The 22,613-nt window shown below is 66.8% G+C and carries 22 protein-coding genes; 11 read left to right on the top strand and 11 right to left on the bottom strand.

Annotation, left to right across the window (positions count from 1 at the left end):
* The first annotated feature begins 11 nt into the window (after positions 1-11).
* Both ACSVDM_RS14325 and ACSVDM_RS14320 read left to right on the top strand, forming a co-directional pair.
* Positions 12-728, top strand: coding sequence for a class II aldolase/adducin family protein (locus tag ACSVDM_RS14325; RefSeq protein ID WP_439265384.1), 717 nt, complete (start codon positions 12-14; stop codon positions 726-728).
* Complete coding sequence (locus tag ACSVDM_RS14320) at positions 728-1,672, top strand: ABC transporter substrate-binding protein (protein ID WP_439265382.1); 945 nt, start codon at positions 728-730, stop codon at positions 1,670-1,672. The genes ACSVDM_RS14325 and ACSVDM_RS14320 overlap by 1 nt, the downstream gene beginning before the upstream one ends.
* Positions 1,673-1,822: 150 nt before the next feature.
* Here the strand turns inward: ACSVDM_RS14320 and ACSVDM_RS14315 are convergent, their stop codons facing one another.
* On the bottom strand, positions 1,823-2,371 hold the full coding sequence (locus ACSVDM_RS14315; protein WP_181697424.1) for a hypothetical protein: 549 nt from the start codon (positions 2,369-2,371) through the stop codon (positions 1,823-1,825).
* A gap of 108 nt (positions 2,372-2,479) precedes the next feature.
* On the opposite strand from ACSVDM_RS14315, the gene ACSVDM_RS14310 reads away from it, so the two are divergent.
* The 4 genes from ACSVDM_RS14310 (at position 2,480) to ACSVDM_RS14295 (ending at position 5,980) form a co-directional block, all read left to right on the top strand.
* Positions 2,480-3,628 (top strand): sensor histidine kinase, encoded by a 1,149-nt coding sequence (locus tag ACSVDM_RS14310; RefSeq protein ID WP_439265381.1) that lies wholly within the window; start codon positions 2,480-2,482, stop codon positions 3,626-3,628.
* Complete coding sequence (locus ACSVDM_RS14305; RefSeq protein ID WP_067639074.1) at positions 3,625-4,266, top strand: response regulator; 642 nt, start codon at positions 3,625-3,627, stop codon at positions 4,264-4,266. The genes ACSVDM_RS14310 and ACSVDM_RS14305 overlap by 4 nt, the downstream gene beginning before the upstream one ends.
* A gap of 195 nt (positions 4,267-4,461) precedes the next feature.
* Positions 4,462-4,752 (top strand): hypothetical protein, encoded by a 291-nt coding sequence (locus ACSVDM_RS14300; protein ID WP_174550258.1) that lies wholly within the window; start codon positions 4,462-4,464, stop codon positions 4,750-4,752.
* Between the two features lie 31 nt (positions 4,753-4,783).
* The gene (locus ACSVDM_RS14295; protein WP_439265379.1) at positions 4,784-5,980 is read left to right on the top strand and encodes a GNAT family N-acetyltransferase; all 1,197 of its coding nucleotides are present in this window, start codon (positions 4,784-4,786) and stop codon (positions 5,978-5,980) included.
* A 1-nt stretch (position 5,981) separates the two neighbouring features.
* On the opposite strand, the gene ACSVDM_RS14290 is transcribed toward ACSVDM_RS14295, so the two are convergent.
* Positions 5,982-7,232, bottom strand: coding sequence for a serine hydrolase (locus ACSVDM_RS14290; RefSeq protein WP_439265377.1), 1,251 nt, complete (start codon positions 7,230-7,232; stop codon positions 5,982-5,984).
* A gap of 611 nt (positions 7,233-7,843) precedes the next feature.
* Here ACSVDM_RS14290 and ACSVDM_RS14285 point away from each other — a divergent pair.
* The 4 genes from ACSVDM_RS14285 to ACSVDM_RS14270 all read left to right on the top strand — a co-directional run bounded on the left by ACSVDM_RS14285 (position 7,844) and on the right by ACSVDM_RS14270 (position 12,717).
* On the top strand, positions 7,844-8,944 hold the full coding sequence (locus ACSVDM_RS14285; RefSeq protein ID WP_439265375.1) for an ABC-three component system protein: 1,101 nt from the start codon (positions 7,844-7,846) through the stop codon (positions 8,942-8,944).
* 3 nt (positions 8,945-8,947) lie between these two features.
* Positions 8,948-9,424 (top strand): ABC-three component system middle component 2, encoded by a 477-nt coding sequence (locus ACSVDM_RS14280; RefSeq protein WP_439265373.1) that lies wholly within the window; start codon positions 8,948-8,950, stop codon positions 9,422-9,424.
* Positions 9,425-9,432: 8 nt separating this feature from the next.
* A complete protein-coding gene (locus ACSVDM_RS14275) occupies positions 9,433-11,316 on the top strand; it encodes a hypothetical protein (protein WP_439265371.1) in 1,884 nt (627 codons plus the stop codon).
* 510 nt (positions 11,317-11,826) lie between these two features.
* Positions 11,827-12,717: a phosphotransferase enzyme family protein gene (locus tag ACSVDM_RS14270; protein ID WP_439265369.1), complete on the top strand. Its 891-nt coding sequence runs from the start codon at positions 11,827-11,829 to the stop codon at positions 12,715-12,717.
* A 185-nt stretch (positions 12,718-12,902) separates the two neighbouring features.
* On the opposite strand, the gene ACSVDM_RS14265 is transcribed toward ACSVDM_RS14270, so the two are convergent.
* The 8 genes from ACSVDM_RS14265 to ACSVDM_RS14230 form a co-directional block, all read right to left on the bottom strand.
* Positions 12,903-13,280 carry a VOC family protein gene (locus ACSVDM_RS14265; protein ID WP_439265367.1) on the bottom strand — a complete coding sequence of 126 codons (378 nt, stop codon included), beginning with the start codon at positions 13,278-13,280 and terminating at the stop codon, positions 12,903-12,905.
* A 397-nt stretch (positions 13,281-13,677) separates the two neighbouring features.
* Complete coding sequence (locus ACSVDM_RS14260) at positions 13,678-16,398, bottom strand: fumarate reductase/succinate dehydrogenase flavoprotein subunit (RefSeq protein ID WP_439265365.1); 2,721 nt, start codon at positions 16,396-16,398, stop codon at positions 13,678-13,680.
* Positions 16,395-17,129, bottom strand: a complete 735-nt coding sequence (locus ACSVDM_RS14255) for an ABC transporter ATP-binding protein (RefSeq protein WP_439265363.1) — start codon at positions 17,127-17,129, stop codon at positions 16,395-16,397. The genes ACSVDM_RS14260 and ACSVDM_RS14255 overlap by 4 nt, the downstream gene beginning before the upstream one ends.
* Positions 17,126-18,028 carry an ABC transporter permease gene (locus tag ACSVDM_RS14250; protein ID WP_439265362.1) on the bottom strand — a complete coding sequence of 301 codons (903 nt, stop codon included), beginning with the start codon at positions 18,026-18,028 and terminating at the stop codon, positions 17,126-17,128. Before ACSVDM_RS14250 ends, ACSVDM_RS14255 begins: the two co-directional genes overlap by 4 nt.
* Positions 18,025-19,452 (bottom strand): ABC transporter substrate-binding protein, encoded by a 1,428-nt coding sequence (locus ACSVDM_RS14245; protein ID WP_439265360.1) that lies wholly within the window; start codon positions 19,450-19,452, stop codon positions 18,025-18,027. Before ACSVDM_RS14245 ends, ACSVDM_RS14250 begins: the two co-directional genes overlap by 4 nt.
* Positions 19,453-19,469: 17 nt before the next feature.
* On the bottom strand, positions 19,470-19,697 hold the full coding sequence (locus tag ACSVDM_RS14240; protein ID WP_019046727.1) for a 4Fe-4S dicluster domain-containing protein: 228 nt from the start codon (positions 19,695-19,697) through the stop codon (positions 19,470-19,472).
* The gene (locus ACSVDM_RS14235; RefSeq protein ID WP_357143512.1) at positions 19,698-20,468 is read right to left on the bottom strand and encodes a GntR family transcriptional regulator; all 771 of its coding nucleotides are present in this window, start codon (positions 20,466-20,468) and stop codon (positions 19,698-19,700) included.
* Positions 20,469-20,645: 177 nt separating this feature from the next.
* On the bottom strand, positions 20,646-21,317 hold the full coding sequence (locus ACSVDM_RS14230) for a PaaI family thioesterase (protein ID WP_067489130.1): 672 nt from the start codon (positions 21,315-21,317) through the stop codon (positions 20,646-20,648).
* 67 nt (positions 21,318-21,384) lie between these two features.
* Here ACSVDM_RS14230 and ACSVDM_RS14225 point away from each other — a divergent pair, with 67 nt between their 5' ends.
* Entirely contained in the window at positions 21,385-22,068 is a 684-nt protein-coding gene (locus ACSVDM_RS14225; protein WP_439265357.1) for an HAD family hydrolase, read from the top strand.
* Here the strand turns inward: ACSVDM_RS14225 and ACSVDM_RS14220 are convergent, their stop codons facing one another.
* Positions 22,069-22,593 carry a DinB family protein gene (locus ACSVDM_RS14220; RefSeq protein WP_067639007.1) on the bottom strand — a complete coding sequence of 175 codons (525 nt, stop codon included), beginning with the start codon at positions 22,591-22,593 and terminating at the stop codon, positions 22,069-22,071.
* Positions 22,594-22,613: the final 20 nt, after the last annotated feature.

The following is a 22,613-nucleotide window of genomic DNA, read 5'->3' as shown; positions in this document are numbered from 1 at the left end:
CAGGAGTGCCCATGACCACCACCGAAACCCTGCTGCCGGAGACCGTGACAGCCTTCGTCGCGGCGGCTACCCACGACGCCGAGACCGCGTTCCGGGTCTTCCGGGAAACCGGAACCGTCACCGGCAACGGCACCGTCAACTTCGTCGAGCGCGTGCCGGGTACCGAGATCGCCGTCGCCCTCAACGAACCCGGCCCCTGGGCCACCGACCGCACGGTCGAACCCGTCGTGGCGACCTTCGACGGAGAAGTGCTGTCCGGCAAGGGCTCCGCTGGATTCGTCACCGGCTACGCGAAGGTCTTCCGCGCACACCCGGAGATCACCTCGGTCGTACACATCCACACGCCCTGGCTGGGTGGCTGGGCCCAGACCCACCGCACCCTGCCCATCCGCTACGCCGCCTCCCAGCGGCTCACCCTGTCGCGCGAGATTCCGCCGCACATCGACCGCACCATCGGCGCGGGCGAGTTCATCCTGAGCAGGCTCGAGACCGACCCGCACCTGGCCGCCATCTTCGAGGCGAACGGCGGGGCCAATGTGATCGGCCGTGCCGGTCTGCTGGAACTGGCGAAATTCGTGGTGCTGCTCGAGGAGGGCGCGCAGTATCAGGCGATCGCCGAAACCCTCGGCGGTTCGGTGGAATTCGATCCGTCGAACCTGGCGGTGCAGTGGCAGCGCAGCGGGCTGGCCGACGAAGCCCGCCGCCTCGGCCTGATCGGAGACGCGTGATGAGCATCCGGGTCGGCTACTTCCCGCACAACAACTCGCTGTTCGTCCTGCGCCACCGTGGCATTCTCGAACGGCTGCTGCCCGGGGTCGAATGGGTCGACCTGCGCGAACTGCCCCGGCCTGCGCGCGTCGACCCGAAAACCGCACTGCCCGGCGAACATTCGGACTGGCTGTTCACCGAGGGCGGCTACGACATCATCGGCACCGGCTTCACCCCACCACTCACGGCGCTGGCCAACCAGCGCGACATCGTCTACCTCGGCATCTCGGGACCGCGGGTGGAGAACGGCAGGCTGGTCGCGACCGCCGCAAGCGGCATCACCTCCGCCGCCGATCTGCGCGGCAAGCGGGTCGGCATCGCGCACGGCTCCTGGCAGACCACGCTGCTGCTGTTCGCTCTCGACAAGGTCGGCCTGACCTGGGCGGATGTCGAACCGATCGACGTGGACGTGCGCGGCGGCGGCGCGGCACTGCTGGCCGGTGAGCTCGATGCCTGGGTCGGCACCTACCCCGGTCTGCACGAGATCGAGGCCGCCACCGAACTCACCACACTGGTCGACACCGCCTCGGTCTTCAGCCACCCGTCCCTGTGGTTCACCCGCCGCGACCTGGCCGAAGATGATCCCGACACCGTGGAGGCGGTGCTCGCGGCGCTGCGCGAATCCGACGCCTGGATCGTCGAGAACCCGCGGGCCGCGGCACAGTATTTCGTCGACGACGCGCTCCGCCACGGGATCCCCGCCGATCTCGACGCCTGGGAAGCGGCGCTGCGCGGGCGCCCGTTCGGCGTGCACCCCGTGAACGTGGACTTCCTCGACGAACAGCAGCGCGCCGCCGACCTTCTCGCCGCGAACGGGCTGCTCCCGCGTGCTATCGAGGTGCGGTCGGCGGTGCTCCCGTGGATCGGGGAGCTGATCGGCGAACAGGCCACCACCACGGTCTGAGCCTCTGCATCCGCTGCCCCTGGGCGGCCGATTCGGGCGCTCAGGGCACTGGATGCGAGTGCAGTCCGCTTTGATGCGGGTCTCGACACGTGGCCGGCGGTTCGCCGCCGCCGACGTGCGGCGTGCGGGTCGGCGACGGTTCGCCGCGAATCAACTCCGCCGCGACCCCGTCACCCACACCGGTCCGGTGAGCAGCCAGATCACCGTGATCACGCCGAGCGAACCGAAGATCCCCATCAGCTGTTCGCGCTGCTCGGCGTCGGCCACCGTGTAGCTCAGCGCCAGGGTGAGCGCGCCCGCGATGGCGGCCGCGCCGAGCCAGCGGGCGAAATCGGCCCATTCTTTGCGGGTGCGTTCCGGCCCGTATTTCGGCACCCGGACAGGCGCGGGTCCGCCGGCGAAGCGGTGGGCGAAGCGCTCGTCCAGCCACCGGATCATGCGCGGCCCGAACATCACCGTGCACCCGAGGTAGATCCCGGCGATCCGGTGCGCGAACGTCACTTCACCGCCCCGGTGCAGGTCGATCGCGACGGCGACCACCAGCACCACGTCCAGCGCGGGAACCAGCGCGAGGGTGACGGTGCTGGCGCGCCGCAACCGCAGCAGGTAGCGCAGGGCCAACCCGCCCACCACCAGCACCCAGAAGCCGATTTCGCACCCCGCGATCGTCAGCAGTACCGGGTTCGTCAGTTCGTTCATGCGTTCAGGGTGCCGAACCGGATGTGGTGGGCACATCCGGCTTCCGGTCGCGGGCGGGTCCGACCTTCGGGGGACGTCTTGCACCGCCCGATGTGCTGGAATGAGCAGATGCCCACCGTCCGCGCGCCCATGGACCGGCTCGTGGAGGCGTTCGACAGCGCCACCTCCGCGGCCGTCGGGGTCTTCCTCGTCGGGTTGCTGCTGTGGGGGGTCGGTGGCTGGTCCATCGTCGTCGACCGCGATCTCTACCCGCCCGCCGCGAAACTGGCCCTGCTGTTCGCCGCCCTCGCCATCCAGCTCACCGCGCAGCGCAGGCCCGCTCTCGCGTTCGGCCTGATGATCGTGTTGCTGGCGGGCGACTTCGTCTTCGGGCCCTCGCTGCCGCTGTGGATCGCGCTGACCGACGTGATCTTCCTGGCGGTGAGCACCGGGTCGGCCCGGCTGTCGGTGGTGGTCGGCTGGTTCGCGTTCCTGGTGACCGTCGGTGGGGCGCTGCTCGCCCTGGCCCTGCTCGGGGTGCGGGCCGCGCTCTACGCCGGTCTGATCGGGGTCGCGCTCACCTGGTCGCCCCTCGGCTACGGACGGGCCGTGCGTGCCTCCCGGCGGATGGTCGACGCCGAACGCGACGCGGGTCGCGCCGAACTCGCCGCGCGCGACGCCGAACGGTCCGCCGCCATCGGGGAGGAGCGCAGGCGCCTGGCCCGCGATCTGCACGACGCGGTCGCCGGTCACGTTTCGGCCGTCGCCATCCTCGCCGAGGTCGCGCAGCGTGACCCGGGCAATATCGGTGTCCTGCAAACGATCCGGTCGAGCAGCCTGGCCGCCATGGAGGAGATGCGGACCACGATCGAACTGCTCACCGGACCCGACGACAGCGCCGTCACGACGCGGCTGGCCTCGCTGGACGGCCTGATCGAGGCGGCCGAGGCGGCGGGTGGGTCGGTCTCGCTGCGCAGGCCCGACGACCTGTCGCTGCCGCTGGCGATCGAGGCCGTGGTCACCCGGATCCTCGGCGAGACCATCACCAACGCGACCAAACACGCACCGGGCGCACCCTTGGACATCGAACTGCGCCGGGAGGGCGCGGGGTTGGTGGTCGAGGCGAGCAATCCCCTCGGTTCCGAGGTGGTGACAGGCCACGGAAACGGATTGCGCAACATGATGTTCCGCGCCGAATCGATGGACGGCACCGCGACGGCGGGCGTCCGCGAGGGCCGATGGCATGTTCGGGTCCGGATTCCCCTGGAGGCCAGATGACGGTGACCGTGCTGGTGGCCGACGATCACGCCGCGATCCGCGCGGGCCTGAAAATGCTGCTCGAGGCCACCGGGGAGGTGCGGGTGGTCGGTGAAGCGGCCGACGGTGCCGCGGCCGTCCGCCAGGCCAAGGCGCTGAGCCCCGACGTCGTCCTGATGGACGTGCGCATGCCGCGCGTCGACGGCCTGGCGGCCACGGCAGCCGTCGTCGCGGAGACCAGCGCGAAAGTCCTGGTCCTCACCACCTTCGCCATCGACGACTACGTGCTCGGCGCGCTGTCGGCAGGCGCGAGCGGATTCCTGCTGAAATCGGTGGGCGGCGACGACCTGGTCCGCGCCGTCCGGGCGGTGGCCGACGGTGACGCGGTGCTCGACCCCAAGGTGACCCGTGCCGTGATCGCCGCCCTCCCACGCGCCGAGGAAACCGCCCCACCCGACCTCTCGGCCCTCACCGACCGCGAACGGCAGGTGCTGGCCGGTCTCGGCGCCGGCCTGTCCAACATGCAGATCGGCACCCGCCTGCGGATCGGCGAGGCGACGGTGAAAACGCACGTCTCGCGGGTGTTGAGCAAGCTCGGCGTGCAGTCACGCGTGCAGGCCGCTGTCATCGCGGCACAGGTCGGTCTCGAATTTCCGTGACGCCAATTCGTGCCGTTTGAAACGGGCACGCCGGTTCAATACCCATGTCAGGGCGCGGCGGTGGCCTGCGGAGTGTCGCGCACGCCACCCGACCCGCCTGAGGTTGAATATTCAATAGATCTGGCTCTACCGCGTCACGCGTTCTCGACATCGGCGTCACAACGAACAACCGACGAAGGAGCAACGATCGTGAGCATGATCCTGGCCGCTGTGCACGACACCTATGGCATCGTTCTCGCGCAGGTGGGCAACCCGACGCCGGAGGCGCCGCCCATGGCCGACAAGGTGCTGCAGCTCGGCCGGTACTTCACCTGGATGATTCTGCTGTCCGGCGTCACCGCCATCACCTACGGCGGCGGCCGCTTCGCCTGGGAGAAGTGGAACGGCGGCGGCCTGCAGTCACCCAAGATGATCGCCAGCGCGATGGCGGGCGGCGCGGTCGCCACCAGCGCGGGCACCATCATGAACGCGGTCATCGGAGCCTGATCCGCCCGCCCCCATCGGGCACAGTGGTGGAGTGAGTGTTCACGTAGCCACCCTGCACACCGACGAAGATCTCCATGCGGCGAGCGCGGTGTTCCGCGCGGCGATGGTCGGCCTGCCACCTTCCCCGCCCGACAGCGACCACCTGTCCGAACCCGGACGCACGCTCGGCGCCCGCATCGACGGGCAGTTGGTCGGCACCGCCGAGTCCTATACGAGCTGGCTGGTCGTGCCGGGCGGCACGCGGGTGCCGCACGCCGCCGTCACCCATGTCGGTGTCCTGCCAACCCATACGCGCCGCGGCGTGCTCACCAGCCTGCTGCGCACCCAGCTCCACGACATCGCCGACCGCGGTGAAGTCGTCGCCACGCTGCGCGCGTCGGAGGGTTCCATCTACGAACGCTTCGGCTACGGCGTGGCCAGTTCCTTCGCGACTTTCGACATCCGTCGCTCCCGTGCTCGCCTGCGTGACACCGTGCCCGGCTCCGGGCCGGTGCGGTTCGTCGAGCCCGGTCAGGCCTGGAAACTGTTCCCGCAGATCTACGCCACCGCCGATGTCTCCTGGACCGGTGCGATCGCCCGTCCCGAGTACTGGTGGACACGGCGCGAACTCGGCGCGACCCCGCCGCTGTACACCGTGACGCACGGCCCCGCCGGTGCCGAGGACGGTTTCGCTCGCTACCACCCCGTCGACACCGCGAGCTGGTTCACAAGTCCCGAACGGGTGATCGTGGTGGACGACCTGGTGGCGACCACCCCGCAGGCCTACATCGGGTTGATCCGACACCTGCTCACCGTCGATCTGGTCGACAAGGTGACTATTGCCTTCGCCCCGGTCGATGCGCCGCTGCGGCACCTGTTCGCCGACGAACGCGCGGTCCAGGTCGCTGCCGTGCGAGACGAGACCTGGTTGCGGCTGGTCGATGTGGCTGCGGCGCTGGCCCGTCGTACCTATCGGGACGCGCCGCCGGTGATCATCGAGGTCGACGACGCGATCCTGTCCGCCAATACGGGCAGGTACCGGGTCGCAGCCGACGCGGTTACCCGCGTGGACGACGCACCCGACGTGAGCGTCGATGTCGCCACCCTCGGCGCGGTCTACCTCGGCGGGTCGACGTGGGCGCAACTGGCCCTCGCGGGCCGCGTCGTCGAGCACCGCCCCGGCTCCGTGGACGCCGCCGACGCCCTGTTCGCCACGCCCACACAGCCTTTCAGCGGCACCTTCTTCTGATTCACGGACGGAAGAGCTGCTCGCTGGGGTCGAGCGGACGCAGGGTTCGCGACACCTGGGCGACCAGTTGCCACGGTCGCTTCGCGTCGGTCGAGGCTTTGCCGCTGGTGAGGATTGCCCCGGACAGTCCGCGGATGGGGTCGGCCCAGCCGTACTGGGTCGTCAAACCGCTTCGCCCGAAATGGAATTCGGTGTCGGGGCCGAACTTCGATCGTCGCGCGCCCAGTTCGAAACCGGCGCGGCTCACCCGGCCCGCGGCACCGGGTATGCGGTTCGCCGGGCTGATCGCCGTGCGCACGGTGTCGGGTTCGAGGATCCTGATCCCGTCCAATTCGCCACCCCGCGCGAGGATTTCGTAGAACCGGGACAACTCCTCGGCGGTGGTCACCAGGTTGCCCGATGGCAGTTCGGCGGTGAGGAAGGCGTCGTTGGTCGCCTTGGACGCCTTGTCCATGCGCCCGCCGACCGCCTTGTTCGTCAGGAACAGCATCAGCGGCGAAGGCGGGGGACCAGTCTTGACGCTCGGCACCACCTTGTCGACGTCGGCCGGGTCGACCCCGAAGTTGTTCCAGCGGAAGCCCAGTGGCGTGAGGACCTGCTCGGCCAAGTGCTCGCGCATCCGCTTGCCGGTCGCCCGCTGCACGAGCAGCCGCTGGATGAGCCCGCTCGTCAGCGCGTGATACACGCGGAAGCGCCCCGGTGGCCAGCTGGGCCGCAGTGCGATGAGCGCCTCGACCGCGAGGTCTTCGTCGATCGCCAGCTGAGCCCCCTGGTAGGGCGGGGTGATGAACGGGATGCCCGCCGAATGCGACAGCACATCACCGATGGTGATTGCGCCCTTGCGATGCGAGGCGAACTCCGGGATGTAGTCGCACACAGGATCGTTCGCCGCGAACGCACCCTGCTCGATCAGGATCGACATCACCGTCGCGGCAACACCTTTCGCGGTGGAGAACCCGCAGAACGGTGTCTCCGGGGTGACGAGGATCTTCTCCGCATCGGGCCCGTCGGTAGGTGCGTTGCCCCACCCGTGCCCGATGGCCCGGTTCAGCACAATCTTCCCGTTGCGGCGCACACACACCTGAATGGCCGGTGTGGTGCCCATCGAATACCAGTCCCGCACCGAGGCCCACAACGCCTCGACATCAGCACGGGTGGACCCGGCGTCGGCCGGATCGTCCTCGTACCCGACCGTCGTCACCGAGTCCAGATCGTCGGCAATTGTCACCAGTGCGCCGGCAAGAGCGTTCATCGGGCCAGCCTACCGACGCCGGCTCCTGACCTGCTCCCATCGGCGAAGCACCGCTCACGTCAGCGGTCGTCTTTCGATGAAGCACGCGGCCAAGGCTCTGAACCAGCGTCGCAGGTTCGATTCCTCGGCGGGGCACATCGAAGATGGGAACGTGGGTGACCTGGGCATTTACTCCGGACAGATAGTTATCGGAGCGAATTTTGCCCTTGGTTGACTCGGATGTGCACCCGGCGTCTCCTCGCCGGGTGCAATTTCGTAGCGGTGCCACGCACACGAGTTGCCGAAACCGGCAGCTCCTCGGTGCGCCTGTGATCGCCCGCTCGCCTCCGCTTCTCTGGCGGTAGCGGTCGAGGGGAAGTCTCCCGGCGCGTGCCGCGCGGCTAGTTGTGCAATGGGCAACGCGGAGCCCGTGCCCAAGGTCACCGGCCGATGTCCGCCAGGTTGATGATCTTGGGCAGTGTCGCACTCGCGAGCATAGGGTCCGGGCGGCGGGCAGACCCGAACTCGGCGCGGAGCTCAGGTCTGCGGCCGTGAGTTCGTAACCGAATCACCGCCTATGAACGATGCTCACATCGTAGAGTTCATCCAGGTGGTCGGGACGGGGGTTTCTGGTGACAGTCGGTGCAAGCGACGCTACGGCGCTCAGCGACCTTTCCGAGCCATCGGTGCCGGTGCCGGTGACGCTTACTGGTCCTCCAGTCCCGCCGCAGTGGCGGATCTACAACTATGAACCTGACGAATGGGAAAAGTTCATCCGCGAATGGGTGACTGAACTCAAAGAGGACGACAAGGGGACCGCCTACGTTCAGGTTAAGCAACTGGGCGGTTCGGGCGATGGCGGTATCGATGTTGCGGCCTTCAAGTCTGCCCGGCAACTGGAGGGTCCATGGGACTGCTTTCAAGCTAAGCACTATGCGAAGCCGCTGAATTTTTCGGATGCGGCCAAGGAGATCCTGAAGGTCCTTTGGCATGTGGAGCTGGGAGACTACGTCCTCCCTGACCGCTACCTTTTCGTTGCACCCCAAGGCGCTGGGACGACTCTGAACCGGCTACTCAGCACGCCCAGCAAGATGCAGGCAAGGTTCTTGGAGAACCTTGAGGCCGGGAAGGCGCTGGTCAAGGATCTGAGTTCGGATAACATCGACGCAATGCGCGCGAGAGCGGCTGGGGTTGATTTCTCCATGTTTCAGGCGACGCAGTTGCACGAGATGCTCGATGTGCACAGCAGAACTCGGCATCACGCTGTGAGGTTCGGTACCCCGCTACCTCAAAGGAGCGTTCCATCCGAACCACCGGAAGTGATCGCCGAGATCGAAACCAAGTACGTTGCTGCGTTGCGGCAGGTGTACGTCGAGAAGGACCCTGATGGGATCACTGATGCCACCGTGCTGAGTGAGCATCCCGATCATGGAAGCCACTTCCGGCGTCAGAGGGTGAGCTTCTACAAGGCCGAGTCGCTCCGTATGGACGCGCGCGACGCTGTTCCTGACGGCACCTTCGAGTCTCTGCAAGATGATGTCTACGACTGTGTGATCGATGTTGTCGAGGCCAACCATCCGAGCGGGATGGACCGTCTTACCTCGGTACTGCGACACGCTACGGCTGTGAACCTGGGACAGCATGCGCTGGTTTCGATTACGAAGCCCGACGATGTCAAGGGCATCTGCCATCAGTTGGCCAACGAATCACGGATCTCCTGGGTGAAAGGCTAGGACGTGAACCCCCTCAACAGTGCACTTGAGACTGGCGTACGGGTGTTGATGCTGCTCACCGCGGCCTTCCCGGAGCGTCTCGATCTTAACCAGCTAGTGCTGTTGGACCACGGCCTGCTTCATAGCGCGGACCTGGGTGGTCCGCCGAGCCTGCACCCACCGATCCCGATTCGGGCCAGCGGACTCGGCGTGCGACGTGAGGCCATCGAGGCCGGCCTCGATGTGCTGATACGAGCCGACCTGGCTTGTGCGGGCTTGAGCGCTGACGGTATCAGGTACTGGGCAGGGGAACGTGCCGACGGGTTTATCGGACTCCTCGATTCCACTTATGCTGCCTCGCTACAGGACCGAGCTCTGTGGGTCATCGGCCGATATGAGGGACTCGACGAAGAATCACTTCGCAGAGAGTTCGACACGGCGGTGAGTCACTGGGCCGAAGAGTTCCATTACCCGGCCGTTTCGACAGATGGAATGGGATAGGTCCTGGCATGCGACTGACTCTGACCCACCTGACCTTTCTTGGCGCGGACCGCGAGCCCGCCAGCGTGAGGTTCGGGCCCGCAGTAAATGTCATCCGAGGACCTTCCGACACCGGCAAGTCTTTCATCGTGGACGCAATAGACTTCATGCTCGGAGGGAGAAAGCTCAAAGAGATCCCCGAGCGCGAGGGGTACACCACCATCCTGTTGGGGCTGATCCTGCCCAATGGTTCGCCCGCGACTCTGTCCCGCTCGGTCAACGGCGGAAACTTCGGCCTATATCGTGAGCACATCCGGGTCGTACGAACGCGAAATTTGCCGCCACCACCAGAGACGCTGTCTCAGCAGCACAGTGCTACCAGCGACGGCAACCTCTCGAAGTACCTACTCCGGGCGATCGGTCTCGACGGCCGGTTGGTGCGGAAGAACATGCACAACGCCACTGACTCCCTCAGCTTCCGGAACGTCGTTCACCTTTGCGTAGTCGATGAGACCCAGATGCAGTCTGCGGTTCCCCCTGCACTCACTGGCAGCTATGTGACTAAGACCAAGGAGATTTCGGTCCTCAAGCTGCTGTTGCAGGACGAAGATGACTCCGGTCTGTCAGCAGTGCAGCCCAAGGATAAGAAGATCTCCGCCGCCAAGGTAGACGTTATAGATCGACTCATCGACAACCTGGAGGCACAGCTGGCCGATGTTCCTGAACCGTCATTGTTGCGTGAGCAAGCCGCACGGTTGGCATCGTCGATCGATGCGCTCAGCAGTTCGCTAGGAAGTCTGGTCGACGAACGTGGCAGCGTGGCTCAAGACATCCGCAAGGCGCAGAACTCGGTGAGTGACGCGCGCACCGAACAAGGAGACCTGCTGGCACTCCGTAGTCGTTTCGGTTTGCTTCAGTCTCAGTACGCCTCGGACGTAGAGCGACTAGTCATGGTTCGCGAGGCCGGAAATCTACTGAACTACTTTCGACGTGGGGTATGCCCTTTCTGCGGCGCAGAGCCTGAGAACCAGCACCTGAATACTGAATGCGATGGTGACACAACGGCATTCGGAAAAGCGATCGACTCGCAGCTTCGACGCACGAGAGACCTCGCGCAGGATCTGGCAGCGACCATCGAGGAGGTCGCTCAGCGTGGTTTCGCATTGCAGACCGAGCTTACGGACACGCTGGAAGACCTCGATGCCCATCGGCGACGGCTGGCTGAACTGGATGCAGTGCTCGAAGAGCGCAATCGCGATCTGCGGGAGTTGATCGAGGCTCGATCTCATGTCGAGCGCAGCCTGGGGCTCTACGAGCAGGTCGCCTCCTTGGAAAAGATGAAGCAGGTCGTCGCAGACGAGGCGGCCGCGGCTACCTCGGCGGTCGGCGCAGGGATAAATCTCCGGGCTCAACGGGAGTTTTCCGCTGCCCTGTCCGCGCGACTGGCCGCTTGGCGGTTTCCTGACCCCGAAAGCGTGCGGTACGACGTCTCTGAGCAAGACGTTATTGCCGATGATCAACTGCGCTCAGCCCATGGAAAAGGCGTCCGCGCAATCCTCCACGCCGCGTTCACGTTGGCGCTTGCGCAGTACTGCTTTGAGCGCGATCTCCCACACCCAGGCTTTGTCGTCCTCGACTCGCCATTGGTTACGTATCGGCCACCGGACGGAGGTGCCACTCCGGGCCCTGTCGCCTTCGGCAGTGCACCGAGCAGTGATGCTGTGGTGTCAGATGAAATTGCGGGAGCGTTCTACAACGATCTCCAACGCAATTGCACTGGGCAAGTGATCATCTTCGAAAACACCGATCCTCCTAACGGTTTGGACGATACAACCGTTGACATCATATTCACAAAGAACGTCCAGAAAGAGCGTTACGGGTTTTTCCCTCGTTCGCAGTCCCAGTCGATATAGGACTTTAAGAGAAGGGAGTGGCGGCATGCACATCGCAGATGGGAATGGGGTTATCTAGAGATCCACCAGTCCCGGGACACGCTGGGAAAGGTGTTTGACCGGAGCGGAAGCGACCGCCACTATGGGTGTGGGCCCTCGGGAGGTCCTTCCCCGGCGCCGCGCCGCGCCCGTGGCGGCGTCGACTAAGGGATGAAGAAGCGGTTCGCTCCACCCGGCACGTTTCATCACACCCATCCGCGCACGCAGGCCACACTCGGGCCTGCCGACCATGGTGGGCACTCAGGGCGGCGGTGTCCCGATTGGAATGCGATGGCTGCTCGTGGTCGTTTGACCGAAGAAATCCGCGCCTACCGTGCTTTTACGGGCGAATCTGCCCAAGCGGCACGCCAGAATCTCCCTTCGTCCGACCGTAGGTCGATCCCCTCGGCTGTCGGTGACCAGATGCTCCTGGAAGCCGAAGTTCTTACTGCGAGCGATGATCGCCGCCACAGCACCACATAAGCGAGCGAAATGAACAGATCCGAAGCTGCAGAACTGGGCGCGCGGGCCATTCTCGAGCGGGCGGCGGCCAGAAGCGGCCTCGACCCGACGCACGCGGAACTCGTACGGGCCGGGTCGAACAGCATATTCGTGGTCGACGACCTCGTTGGTCGGGTCGGCAAGGTGGGGTCGGCGGACTCGGCAATGCGGGAGCTGCGTATCTCCCAGTGGCTGAACGCATCTGGCTTGCCTACGGTTCGAGTCGCTGACGTGCCGAACCCGATTGCGGTCGTGAACGATCGCCCGGTGACGTGGTGGGAGCGTATTCCGGCCCATCGCGCGGCGAGCACGACCGAACTCGCAACTGTGCTTCGCCGACTGCACGCACTCGCGCCACCGACGACTTTTGCTCTACCGGAGCACGAACCACTCGCCGGCCTGCGCGCAGTCATCACGTCCGCAGATGAGCTCGGGGATAACGATCGTGCCTGGCTGCTGGAACACCTCGACACGTTGTCCAGTAGGTACCTGGCTCTTGGAGAGCCGTTGCAGCGCACAGTGATTCATGGGGATGCGTGGCAGGGCAACGTCGTTGTGCCGCTCGATGGCGTTCCGATAGTTGTTGATTTGGACCGTGTTTCGTTGGGCCGTCCCGCATGGGACCTCATTCAGGTAGCTGCTGACCGTGCCGACTTCGACCGCTTGTCAGAAGCCGATTACCGATCGTTTGTGGATGCGTATGGTGCTGACGTCACTACCGATCCGGCCTTCCGGCTGCTTGCCGACATTCAAGAGTTGCGATGGGTTGTCTTCGCCCTGTCTCGGTCATCGAGCAGCGAGAACGCAGCCAACCAGGTGCGGCACCGTCTGGCGTGCCTGCGAGGCGAGGTCGCCCGGCCGTGGCATTGGGACGCGCTCTGAGGAGCCGATGCCCTGCTGGCAGGCCGTAGCCGCCACGGGGACACCGCACAAGCGTGGCATTGGGATCAATCGTGGCCGTGTGGTGTGTGGTCGAGTGTCCAGGGGTGCACGGTCCGCGCCGAGCGTGGGCGCAGCGAAAGGTCAAGCTGGGGAATGAGGACGGCTGAACCATGGCCGGCGCGCGCCTAGAGGTCGGGACGGTCGGAATCACTGCGCAGCACGCAGAACTCGTTGCCTTCGGGGTCGGCGAGGATCACCCAGCCCGAACCGGCGGGATTCCGGTGATCGGCGACGAAAGTGGCGCCGATGCCGAGCAGGCGGTCTACCTCCTGATCACGGGAGGTTTCGGGGCGCAGGCACAGATGGATTCTGTTTTTGATCGTCTTGGTCTCGGGTACCTGGTTGAAATGGAGTACCGGGCCCTCTGCGAGCAGGACTTGAGTCTCCTCGGCGCCCGGCCCGTCCTCCGGGTGTGTCGGGCTGCCGGTGACACTGCTCCAGAAGAGCGAAAGCGCATAGGCGTCCGCACAATCGATCGCGACGTGCTGCACCAGAGAGACCATGGTGCAATCATTCCCGAAACTTCACGCCCGACACCACGCAATTGCGGCACCCGGTGAGCCGGAGCCGTTCAGTGGTCGCCGATATGAAGGGTGCGGCCTCGGGAGACCGGGAGGCCGCATCCAGTCCTAGACGATTTCCGAGGTTCCCGAGCAGAGCCGGCAGCGCCGGTGGTGTGGTTCGTCCAGTTCAGGTGACCGTCGTCGTATAACCACCCCACAGGCTGCCTCCGGCGTGGATGGTGAAGTACGGAACGCCCGGGGCGCCGTACGGCTGCGCCCCGATGACCTGACCGCACCGGACATCACCATCGCGCCTGCGACTACTCTCGCCGCCGCTTTCCAACCAATATGCTTTTGCGCCAGCATTTTTCGCCCTTCTTCAGGGGCGAACGGGTTGTCAGGCGACCGCATCCGCCGGGAGGGGGTCGGCGGCGGGTGTGCGGCCTGCGGCGGTGACCGCCCGGCGGGCGTAGGCGCGGACGTCGGCGTCGGGGTCGGTTACCGCGGATTCGAGGACGTCGAGTGCGGTGGGGCTGTCCAACCAAGTGGACAGGGACAGGACCGCTGCCTTGCGGACGTCGAGATGGCGGTCGGACAGGGCCGCACGTAGCGGTTCGACCGCCACCTCCGGGCTCACACCCGCCAGGCCTTTCGCGGCGCCGACTCGAACCTGCCAGGCGGAATCGTGCAGTGCGGCGACGAGACCGGTGATGTCGTCGGTGCCGAGGGCGGCGTAGGCGGTGAGCGCGGCGGCGCGGACCAGCGGGTCAGGGTCGGCGGCCAGGGTGCGGATCACCTCGTGACCGCCCGCCCCGATCGAGGCAAGCCCCTGGGCGACCGCGATGCGCACCTCCCGGTTGGCATCGCCTGCGATCGAGGCGACCGCGGCGTCGTCGTCGAGCGAGACCAGCGCACGCACCGCCTCGATCCGCACACGATGATCCGTATCGCCCAGTGCGACACGGAATTCCGTGGTCGTCCCTGCTCGCAGTGCGCGCAGCAGATCGACTACGGTGGCACGCACCAGCGGGTCGGGGGAGCTGAGATGCCAGGCCAGTTCGCCGGGCCCGGGCAGGACCTCCACCAGTTCGCGCAGGCTTTCGGTGGCCGCACGGCGCACCGAGGCGGCCTCGTCACCGAGGGCACGCACCAGTTCGTCGGCGAATCCCTCGGGGGTGTTCTCGGTCAACACCGACAGCGCCGCTACCCGAACCACCGGATCGGCATCGTTCAAGTAACTCGAAATATCCTCGACCGCAGGTGAATCCAGTGCGAGCAACGTGACCAGTCGTGGCGAGGACGGCGACACCGGCGCGGCAACCTCGCGCACCGGCGTCTCCCGCTGAGGTGCCCGGGTGCCGACCAGCTCCGGCTGGGCGATCACCTCGACGATCGGCTCGGCCGACGGCACGTCGTCGAGGCCGGGCACCGGCACCAGATAGGGCGCCACCGACCGCTTGACGAACTCCATCTCCCCGTCGGCGGTCTTGCGCAGATTCAGGTGGAAATTCCACGACTCGTCGTCGCGGTCGGGCAGATCGGCGCGATCGTGGTAGAGCCCCCACCGCGATTCGGTGCGGGTCAGCGAACTGCGCGAGGCCATCTCGGCGCAGTCCCGGATGAACTGGACCTCCACCGCGCGCATCAGCTCGTGCGGTGTGGTCGCACCGATCCCGTCGACCTCGGCGCGCATCCGCTCGAAGGTCTCCACCGCGATCGACAGTTTCGCCGCCGTCTTCGGCGGCGCCACATAATCGTTCACGAACCGGCGCAGCTTGTACTCGACCTGGGTCTGCGGCGGACCCTCGGGCTGCCGCAACGGACGGTAGATCAGTTCGTGTGCCTCGGCGAGCTGATCGGCGGGCAGCGAACCCGGCGCCTCGACCTCGGTCAGCGTCGACGCCGCGTGCGCACCCGCGAGGTCGCCGTAGACGAACGCGCCGATCATGTAGTTGTGCGGCACGCACGCCAGGTCACCGGCCGCGTACAGCCCGGGAACCGTGGTGCGCGCGTTCTCGTCCACCCACACGCCCGAGGCCGAATGCCCACTGCACAAACCGATTTCGGAGATGTGCATCTCGATGTCGTGGGTTCGGTAGTCGTGACCGCGGTTGGCGTGGAACGTCCCGCGGGTGGGGCGTTCGGTCGTGTGCAGGATCGATTCGAGGGTGGACAGCGTCTCGTCGGGCAGGTGCGACACCTTGAGATAGATGGGGCCGCGCGCGGATTCGATCTCCTGCTTCACCTCGGCCATCATCTGGCCCGACCAGTAGTCCGAGTCCACGAACCGTTCACCCTCGGCATTGACCTGATAGCCGCCGAACGGGTTGGCCACATACGCGCAGGCCGGGCCGTTGTAATCCTTGATCAACGGGTTGATCTGGAAGCACTCGATGCCCGAGAGCTCGGCGCCGGCGTGATAGGCCATCGAGTACCCGTCACCGGCGTTGGTCGGGTTCTCGTAGGTGCCGTAGAGGTAGCCCGAGGCAGGCAGCCCGAGCCTGCCGCACGGGCCCGTCGCCAGGATCACCGCCTTGGCCGCGACCTCGACGAATTCGCCGGTGCGCGTGTTCAATGCGGCCGCGCCGACCGCGCGGCCGTCGGCGGTGAGTACCCGCACCGGCATGAGCCGGTTCTCGATCCGGATCCGCTCCCGCATTTTGCGCTGACGCAGCACCCGGTACAGCGCCTTCTTCACGTCTTTGCCCTCGGGCATCGGCAGCACATACGAGCCCGAGCGGTGCACCCGGCGCACCGCGTATTCGCCGTACTCGTCCTTCTCGAACTTCACCCCGTAACGTTCGAGTCGCTGCACCATGGCGAAACCTCTTGTCGCCGTTTGGTAGACGGTGCGTTGGTCGACGATGCCGTCGTTGGCGCGGGTGATCTCGGCGACGTAGTCCTCCGGTTCGGCCTTGCCGGGGATCACGGCGTTGTTCACGCCGTCCATTCCCATGGCCAGGGCACCGGAGTGGCGCACATGCGCCTTCTCGAGCAGCAGCACGTTCGCACCGGATTCGGCGGCGGTGAGCGCGGCCATGGTGCCCGCCGTTCCGCCACCGATCACGAGCACGTCGCAGTCGAGGCGGACGCGGTCGTCCAGATCGGGAATGTTCACAGCGACTCCAGGATTCGGGACCTCAGCGCGGTGCGGTCGACCGGTTCGCGCGGGTCGGGGACCTCGACGACCGCGCGCAGCGTGCCTGCGCCGAGCACGGCGATCCGGTCGCCGAGGCGCAGCGCTTCGTCGAGGTCGTGGGTGACGAAAACGATGGTGGTGGGGTGTGCGCGCCAGGTGTCGACGAGCAGGCGCTGCATTTCGGCGCGGGTCTGGCTGTCCAGCGCGCCGAAGGGCTCGTCCATGAGCACCGCGCGCGGCGAACCGGCCAGGCTGCGGGCGAGTTGCACACGCTGACGCATCCCGCCCGACAGATCGCGAGGCAGGTAGTCGGCGTACCCGGTGAGCCCGACCTCGCCGAGCCAGCGCAACGCCTGTTCCCGGCGCTCCGCTCGCGCGACACCGCGAAGACGCAGCGCCAGTTCGACATTGGCGCGAGCCGTGCGCCACGGCAGCAGCGCGTCGTCCTGGAAGACCAGCGCCCGATCCGCCGACGGCCGGGTGACGACATCACCGTCGGCCCGGATCGTCCCGCCGCTCGGCTCGCGCAGTCCGGCGATCGCACGCAACAGGGTGGACTTGCCGCAGCCGGACTTGCCGACCAGGACGAGGATCTCCCCGGCGCTGATCGACAGATCCAGGTCGCGGACAACGGTTCTGGTGCCGTAGCCGACGCGCACCGATTCCAGATCGAGGCGCATGCCGGTCGAGACGGCGGTGGCGATGGTCATGAGGCGACCTCTCTCGGCAGCCAGCGGGTGGCCCGCCGACCGGCCAGTTCGACGATTCCGGAGGTGAGGAAGCCGAGCACGCCGATGGTGATCATGCCGACGAACACGGCCGGGTAGTCGACGATGGTGTAGGACTGCCAGGTGCGGTAGCCGATCCCGAGGCGACCGGAGATCATCTCCGCGGAGATCAGGCAGATCCAGGCCACCCCCATACCCACCGACAACCCGCTGAATACGCCGGGCAGAATCCCGGGCACCACCACCCTGGTGAGTACCTCGCGCCGCGACGCACCGAGGGTGCGGACGGCGTCCTCCCAAATGGTCGGCAGCGCGCGCGTGGCGTGCCGGGTGCTCACCAGCACCGGGAACAACGAGGCGGTGAAGGTGATGAAGACGATGCCCGACTCGTCGCTGGGAAACAGCAGGATCGCCACCGGGACCAGCGCGATCGCCGGAATCGGCCGCACCAGTTCGGCCAGCGGACCGAACACATCGGCCAGCAACCGCGACCGGCCCAGGCCGATGCCCGCCAGCACCCCGACGACCGCGGCCAGCCCGAACCCGGTGACGATCCGGATCAGCGACTGCGCCACATCCAGGTAGTACTGCCCGCTGCCCAGGTGCTCCCCGAATTCGGCGACGATCTCGGTCACCGTGGGCAGCGTGTCGAACCGCAGCCCGGCCCGCACATCGCCGGCGGTGAGCACCTGCCACAGCCCGATCGCCGCCACCACCGACCCGACCCGGATCAACCGCGAAGTCCACCCCGAGGAGTCGGCGGTGGTGACGTCACTTCCAGTGGTGGACAGTGTGCCGACCGGCGTTTCCGGCGATGCGGGAGCCGCCGTGGTCTCGATGATCGGGGTGGGTACCGCAGCAGCGCGGGCGGTGGGGGTCATCCGCGAACCTCCGCGACGGCCTGGTCGTAGGTGACAGCGATGGCTGTCCGGTGGGTGCCCCGATAGCGGTCGGCCGCGGCCTGGGTGGTGAATGGCAGGTGCCGGGTGCCGTCACGCAACCAGATCGCCTTGTCCGCGAACCAGCGGGTGCCGAGTTCCGCATCGGGAACGTAGGCCGCGCGAACGGTCTTGCCCTGTGCCTCGGCGGCCTGCACCGCCCGCAGCAGGCAGTCGGGATTCGCGGCGGGCTGCGGCTTCTCGGCGCCCTCGACCCACACCTCACCGGCCAGGGCCGGATCGGTCACGGGCACAGCGCACACCGGGTCGGTGCCGGTGACCTTGCTGGGGTTCGTCGACTCGGCCAGGGTCGCGTCGTAATCGCGGCCGGTCTCGGCGAACGCCTGCCGCAGCGGCCCGTCCTCGACGAACGCGTCGATGTCGAGGTCGGCGAAGTCACCGATCGACTTCAGATAGTTCACATCGCCTTTGAACGCCTCGATCAGCTTCGCCTTGAGCGTGGTGTCGAAGCTGGTGCCGCCCGGACCGTTGTAGAGGTACACGACCTCCCGCGGGAGACCGGAGCCTTTGGCGACGAGATCGGCTGCCTCGAAAGGCTTTTCGTTGAGTAAGGCGGTCGCGTCCAGCTGTGCGGCCAGGAATGCCTGCAGCACCTCGGGATGCTCGGCCGCATACGCTCGCCGGGCCACCACCCCGTGGAAGGTCGGCACATTCAGCTCGGCACCGTCGTAGAGCAGCTTGGCCTTGTTCTGTTGCACCAGCAGACCCGGCCAGGCCACGAACTGCGACAGCGCGCTCACCTGATGCGATTCCAGTGCCGTCGCCCCGACCTGGGGTTGCTGGTTGAGCACCTCCACACCCTTCGCCGGATCGATTCCCGCCCGGCTCAACGCCTGCACCAGGGTGCCGTGACCCGCCGAACCCACACTGGCCGAGATCTTCTGCCCGGCCAGGTCGGTCAGCGACCGCGCGGGCGAATCCTGCGGCACCACAACCATGTTCAGCGCACCCTTGGGGTTGTAGCCGGTGATCGACACCAGTTCGGTGCGGGAACGCTCGGCGGCCTGCGTGCGTGAACCGTTGATCAGCAACGGGTAGTCACCCATCGACCCGATATCGATCTTCTCCGCCACCATCTGGGCGGTGATCGGCGCACCGGTGTCGTAGTCCTGCCACTCCACCTGATACTTCGCACCACCCGAATCGGTGATGCGCTGCAGGCGCTGTTCCAGGTAGCCCTGCGCGCGCAGCAGCGTGCCCGCGGTGACGGTGTTGATGGTCTTGGACTGATAGCCGATGACGACCCTGACGGTGCCGGCCGGTGCGGCTGTCGAACTTTCGAGCGAGCACCCGGCCGCGGCGAGGGCGACGGCAAGGGCGACGGGCAGCAAGCGAGTGATCTTCATGCGTGGGGTTCCCGGGTTCAGCGGAGCAGGTAGGGCATGTTGACGGTGACGGCGCCGGTGGGGCAGCGCGCGGCGCACGGGCCGCAGTACCAGCACTCGTCGACGTGCATGTAGGCCTTGCCCGAATCCTCGTGAATGGCAAGGGAATCGAGCGGGCACATGTCGACGCACAACGTGCAGCCGGTGATGCACAGGGATTCGTCGATCGTCACGGGGACGTCGGCGCGCTGGGGCACGAGGGCCATCTAACGGACCTTCCATTCGGGTGCGCTGCGCACGAGGCTGCCGCGCATGGTGATTCGATCGCCGCGCATGCGGATGTACTCGAGATCGACGGGTCTGCCGTCGTCGAGGCGGGTGAGCCGCTCGAGCATCAGCAGCGGCGCACCGGCCGGGGCGTCGAGGGTGACGGCGGTGTGCGGGTCGGCGGCCACCGCCTCGAGGGCGATCTCCGCGTCACCGAGCGAGCGGCCGGTGATCTGTTCGAGCAGGACGAACACATCGGTGCTCGCGAGATCATGGGCCAGCACCTCGGCGCCGATGTCCGGGACGAGGTAGGTCAGGTCCAGACTCAGCGGCAGGTCGGCGAGGAACCGCAACCGCTCGATGTAGACCACCTGCTCACCCGGTGTGAGCCCGAGCCTGCGGGCCACGGCGGGCGGCGCGGTGACGGTGCCCGCCACGCGCACTTCGTTGCGCACCGTGCCGTGCTCGGCGAGGGTTTCCTGCAAACCGAGCAGCACGTCGAGTCCGTGATCGAACTTGCGCGCCGCCACCCGGGTGCCCACCTTCGGGGCACGGTCGATGAGTCCCTCGTCGCGCAGCAGCGCCAGCGCCGCGCGGACGGTATTACGGGAGGCGCCGTGTTCGGCGGCCAACTCCTGCTCGCCGGGCACCGTACCGTCGAGCGCACCCGACAGGATCTGGTGGCGCACCACGTCGGCGACGCGACGAGCCCGATCGGCGCGCCGGTCGTGCCCCGGCTCTTTCGTGCCTGTTCTCTCGCTGACCTGCATGAACAGCGACGATAGTGGCGATTACGCCGGTGCCCGCGGCACGCGGAACGGCACGAAATCGTGCTGATCTGTTTGCGCCGGGTGGCGGGTCGCGCGACCTGCGCGAACCCGGCCCGCTCCGGGTATTGCGCCACCCGGCGCCACGCGGACGGCCTTGGAATCAGGCCGATCGTAATGTCAGGGCTGCCCCGGCTTGAGCACGATGAACAGGCCGTTGGCCTCGGCGCAGAGACGGTCACCGTCGTGCATGGTCGCCTTCAGGTACACCTTGCGGCCGTCGCGTCGTTCGGCATGGGCGCGCACGGTGAGTTCACGGTTGAGCGGGGTGACCGACCGGTAGTCGACGGTGAGCGAGGCCGTGCGGGTCACCGCACCGGTGGCCAGGGCGGCGGTCATGCCGAGGATGTCGTCGAAGGCGAGCGAGATGTGCCCACCGTGCGCGGCCTGGTTGCCGCCCAGGTGGAAGGTACGGAAGGTGACCTTCGCGGTCACCCCGTCGCGGTCACCGCTGACCACCGTGTACGGCGGCAGGGTGATGTTGCCGCGCGCGGGTAGATCGGTGCGCGTCCAGCTCGGCGAGGACCACTCGTCGACCACGGCCTCGTCCAGGCGTGCATTGAGCTGCTCGAGCGCGACGATCGTCTCCTTGGCCAGCTCGTCGGACGGGTTCGCCAGTCGCGCGCGGTCCATCAGCTCGCGCACCTGCTCGATGAACTCGCCGTAGTGCGGTCCGCCGATCAGGGTGTCGCTCTCGCTCGCGCGCGCTTCGATGAGTTCGGCCATCGGCCGGAAGCCGCCCTCGTGATGCGTCTGGTCGGGCCGCGAGTCGCCGACGTTCTTCTCGTCCATATGCAACACGTTATCGTTTCCGAGCTGGGCGTTCGCGCGGGGGACCGCCGCCGGTCGGTTAGGCTCGATGCCGATCATCATCGACGGCGAGAGGCTTGGCATGAGTATCGCGGCGGTTGTGTTCGACATGGACGGTGTGCTGATCGACTCCGAGCCCGTCTGGGAAAAGGTCCGCAAAGACTACGTCACCGTCAATGGTGGTCGCTGGCAACCGGATTCGCAGCAGCGCATGATGGGCATGTCCACCGTGGAGTGGTCGTCGTATCTGGCCGACGACCTCGGTGTCGCCCAACCGGCCGACAAGGTCGCCGCCGATGTCATCGATCTGATGGCCGACGAGTACGCCCAGCACCTGCCGCTGCTGCCCGGCGCCGTCGACGCCGTTCGCCGCTGCGCGGATTCCTGGAAGCTCGGGCTCGCCAGCTCTTCTCCTGCCTCCTTGATCGCGCTCGTTCTGGAGAAGGCCGGGCTGATGGAGAGTTTCGCGGTCGTGCTGTCCACCGAGGAGGTGGGTCGCGGCAAGCCCGCGCCCGATGTGTACCTCACCGTCGCGCAGCGGTTGGGAGTCGACCCGAAGAACTGTACGGCGGTGGAGGATTCGACCAACGGCCTGCGATCCGCGCACGCCGCGGGGATGCGGGTGATCGCGGTGCCGCGCCCGGAGTTCCCGGCCTCGGCCGAGGCACTCGCCCAGGCCCAGGCGGTGCTCGACGGTCTCGATCAGCTCACCGCCGACGTGATCACCGGCTGATCAGAAACTGCCGGTCACGCCGTCGATGCGTTCGCGCAGCAGGTCGGCGTGCCCGTTGTGGCGAGCGTACTCCTCGATCATGTGCAGATACACCCAGCGCAGCGTGTAGCCGTCGGAACGCCACGGCACCTGGAACACATGGTCGAGGGAGAGGTCGGCGACCGCGGCGTCGCAGGCGGCGACTTCGGCGTGGAACAGGTCGAAGACCTCCGGTGCCGGACGCGAATCCAGGTCGTCGAAGTCGGCGTCGGGTTCGAGTTCGGAGGCGTACACCGGGCCGATGTCCTCGCCGGCGGCCGACACCCGGAACCAGCCGCGTTCGACCTCGGTGAGATGACGAACCAACCCGAGCAGCGACAGGTTCGACGGCGGAACCGAACGTTTCGCCAGCTGCGCGGCATCGAGCCCGCCGCATTTGTTGAGCAACGTCTGACGATGGAAGTCCAACCAGGACTGCAACATCGGGCGTTCGTCGGCGCCGACCAGGGTGCGGGTCGGCACGAGTTCGGGCGCCTGCCAGGTCATGGGTGCGAGGCTAGTCGCCG

It is taken from the genome of Nocardia sp. JW2, assembly GCF_051843015.1.
GTDB classification, from domain to species: Bacteria; Actinomycetota; Actinomycetes; order Mycobacteriales; family Mycobacteriaceae; genus Nocardia; species Nocardia coubleae.
The sequence above is the reverse complement of the archived record's forward strand: the minus strand, read 5'-3'. Positions and strand labels throughout refer to the sequence as shown.

Excerpts from the sequence above, each read along its gene's own strand:
- ACSVDM_RS14305 (WP_067639074.1), top strand. The coding sequence starts at position 3,625 with ATGACGGTGACCGTGCTGGTGGCCGACGATCACGCCGCGATCCGCGCG.
- ACSVDM_RS14270 (WP_439265369.1), top strand. The coding sequence starts at position 11,827 with ATGAACAGATCCGAAGCTGCAGAACTGGGCGCGCGGGCCATTCTCGAG.
- ACSVDM_RS14255 (WP_439265363.1), bottom strand. The coding sequence starts at position 17,129 with ATGACCATCGCCACCGCCGTCTCGACCGGCATGCGCCTCGATCTGGAA.
- ACSVDM_RS14220 (WP_067639007.1), bottom strand. The coding sequence starts at position 22,593 with ATGACCTGGCAGGCGCCCGAACTCGTGCCGACCCGCACCCTGGTCGGC.
- ACSVDM_RS14325 (WP_439265384.1), top strand. The coding sequence starts at position 12 with ATGACCACCACCGAAACCCTGCTGCCGGAGACCGTGACAGCCTTCGTC.
- ACSVDM_RS14250 (WP_439265362.1), bottom strand. The coding sequence starts at position 18,028 with ATGACCCCCACCGCCCGCGCTGCTGCGGTACCCACCCCGATCATCGAG.
- ACSVDM_RS14225 (WP_439265357.1), top strand. The coding sequence starts at position 21,385 with ATGCCGATCATCATCGACGGCGAGAGGCTTGGCATGAGTATCGCGGCG.
- ACSVDM_RS14310 (WP_439265381.1), top strand. The coding sequence starts at position 2,480 with ATGCCCACCGTCCGCGCGCCCATGGACCGGCTCGTGGAGGCGTTCGAC.
- ACSVDM_RS14315 (WP_181697424.1), bottom strand. The coding sequence starts at position 2,371 with ATGAACGAACTGACGAACCCGGTACTGCTGACGATCGCGGGGTGCGAA.
- ACSVDM_RS14275 (WP_439265371.1), top strand. The coding sequence starts at position 9,433 with ATGCGACTGACTCTGACCCACCTGACCTTTCTTGGCGCGGACCGCGAG.
- ACSVDM_RS14230 (WP_067489130.1), bottom strand. The coding sequence starts at position 21,317 with ATGGACGAGAAGAACGTCGGCGACTCGCGGCCCGACCAGACGCATCAC.
- ACSVDM_RS14265 (WP_439265367.1), bottom strand. The coding sequence starts at position 13,280 with ATGGTCTCTCTGGTGCAGCACGTCGCGATCGATTGTGCGGACGCCTAT.
- ACSVDM_RS14320 (WP_439265382.1), top strand. The coding sequence starts at position 728 with ATGAGCATCCGGGTCGGCTACTTCCCGCACAACAACTCGCTGTTCGTC.
- ACSVDM_RS14235 (WP_357143512.1), bottom strand. The coding sequence starts at position 20,468 with ATGCAGGTCAGCGAGAGAACAGGCACGAAAGAGCCGGGGCACGACCGG.
- ACSVDM_RS14245 (WP_439265360.1), bottom strand. The coding sequence starts at position 19,452 with ATGAAGATCACTCGCTTGCTGCCCGTCGCCCTTGCCGTCGCCCTCGCC.
- ACSVDM_RS14300 (WP_174550258.1), top strand. The coding sequence starts at position 4,462 with ATGATCCTGGCCGCTGTGCACGACACCTATGGCATCGTTCTCGCGCAG.
- ACSVDM_RS14240 (WP_019046727.1), bottom strand. The coding sequence starts at position 19,697 with ATGGCCCTCGTGCCCCAGCGCGCCGACGTCCCCGTGACGATCGACGAA.
- ACSVDM_RS14290 (WP_439265377.1), bottom strand. The coding sequence starts at position 7,232 with ATGAACGCTCTTGCCGGCGCACTGGTGACAATTGCCGACGATCTGGAC.